Below are 1,655 nucleotides of genomic sequence, written 5' to 3' on the forward strand. Positions count from 1 at the left end.
GATAATGGGCGTTCAATATGCGGCTGTACTGCGTATTTGTACGCATAACTAAAAAGCTAACACGTAACAACCCACAACAAAGCAGTAAAGTGCAATGTTGCCAATAACTGCAAACATAACACAATAATCGGCTGGGTACTTGTCGCTGTTGATGCAGGAGTTAGACACATTATGACAATTAATTTAATGCTTGGTGATTGCTTAGAGCGTATGAAAGAGATACCTGACGGCAGTGTAGATTTAACTGTTACTTCACCACCTTACGATAATTTACGGAATTACAATAATTCTTTAGATTGGGGTGAACACGTTTGGAAGCCTGTTTTAGAAGAATTGTTTAGAGTGACTAAAAAAGGTGGTGTCGTTGTTTGGATTGTTAATGATGCGACAATCAAGGGAAGCGAGACAGGTACAAGTTTTAGACAAGCCCTGTATGCTAAAGAAATAGGATTTAATTTGCATGATACGATGATTTGGGATAAAGACAACTTCACTGCTGTGGGTGCATTAAAACTAACTTATGCGCCTGTTTTTGAGTATATGTTTATTTTTACACGGGGAAAAATAGCAACATTCAACCCTATCAAAGACAAAAAAAATAAAAGCTACGGGGAGTTATTCCGTAATACTGTGAGGCAAAGAAACGGTGAAATTAAAGATGGTTGCGGTAAGGGAGTAAAAAAAGTGGCCGAGTTTGGACAAAGACACAATGTCTGGAAAATGCCGCCAGAAAAAGACAATAACAAGCGACTGCACCCCGCAGTTTTTCCTGAAAAACTCGCTAACGACCATATCATTAGTTGGTCGAACGAAGGTGACACAGTATTAGATTGCTTTATGGGTAGCGGTACAACAGGCGTTGCTTGCAAGAGCCTTAACCGCAAATTTATTGGTATTGAAAAAGATGCAGGGTATTTTGAGATTGCTAAACAAAGGATTGGTGTATAACTAAAAAATTCAGGCGCAAGCACCGCGCTGACAGTAACCCTAAATGCAGTTCGGGTGCTTGTCACACTGCAATGAGAGTTAGAAAGCGTATTTTAGCGATGAATTATAGGTTGCAGCACCTTTTTTAGCTGTGGAGAATGAATGATGAGCATTAGCATTAACGTTAATCCTGAAAACGAAAACAAAACCGTAAATTTAACACTTACAGGCCGCCAATTAGAGGCTATTTGTGGCGCAATGGATATTGTTGGTATTGAATTAGCAGAGCAAAAAGATGCTTATTTGCCAATTCACAATAACGCGCATGAGGTAATTATTGCGGCATTAGAATCTAATTTTGGTGAGGAGGTGTAGCATGGCTTTTTACATAGTGAAACTTGAAGATGGTGTTTGGCTTGATAAAGGCGAAGGCGACCCAAGCAGGACTACGCTAGAGAAACACGCTAGCAAATTTGAAAGTCTGATTAAAGCAAGAGCAGCATTAAAAAAAGCGCGTGAGTTTAGCCCATTTGTTAATGCTAAAATTGTGAAATATGAAAGATGGCAAAAATAAGATTTAGGTTCTAACTACCAAAATTCAGGTGCAAGTACCCCACTGTTTTAAGCAAGCGAGAGTTTGCTAAAAGCGTAAACAATTTAGCAGTAAGTGGCTGGGTGCTTGTCGCACTGCAATGAGAGTTAGATTGTGAGTATTAAAACACGGTTTT

Annotated in this window: 3 protein-coding genes; all 3 read left to right on the forward strand. The window is 39.2% G+C overall.

Annotated elements, in window-relative coordinates:
- Positions 1-171 precede the first annotated feature (171 nt).
- The 3 genes from Q0212_RS12660 to Q0212_RS12670 all read left to right on the forward strand — a co-directional run bounded on the left by Q0212_RS12660 (position 172) and on the right by Q0212_RS12670 (position 1,501).
- The gene (locus tag Q0212_RS12660; protein WP_297926076.1) at positions 172-948 is read left to right on the forward strand and encodes a site-specific DNA-methyltransferase; all 777 of its coding nucleotides are present in this window, start codon (positions 172-174) and stop codon (positions 946-948) included.
- Between the two features lie 141 nt (positions 949-1,089).
- Complete coding sequence (locus Q0212_RS12665; RefSeq protein WP_297926078.1) at positions 1,090-1,302, forward strand: hypothetical protein; 213 nt, start codon at positions 1,090-1,092, stop codon at positions 1,300-1,302.
- Position 1,303: 1 nt separating this feature from the next.
- Entirely contained in the window at positions 1,304-1,501 is a 198-nt protein-coding gene (locus Q0212_RS12670; RefSeq protein WP_297926080.1) for a hypothetical protein, read from the forward strand.
- Positions 1,502-1,655: the final 154 nt, after the last annotated feature.

Source organism: uncultured Agitococcus sp., assembly GCF_937920075.1.
In the GTDB taxonomy this organism is placed as follows: domain Bacteria; phylum Pseudomonadota; class Gammaproteobacteria; order Pseudomonadales; family Moraxellaceae; genus Agitococcus.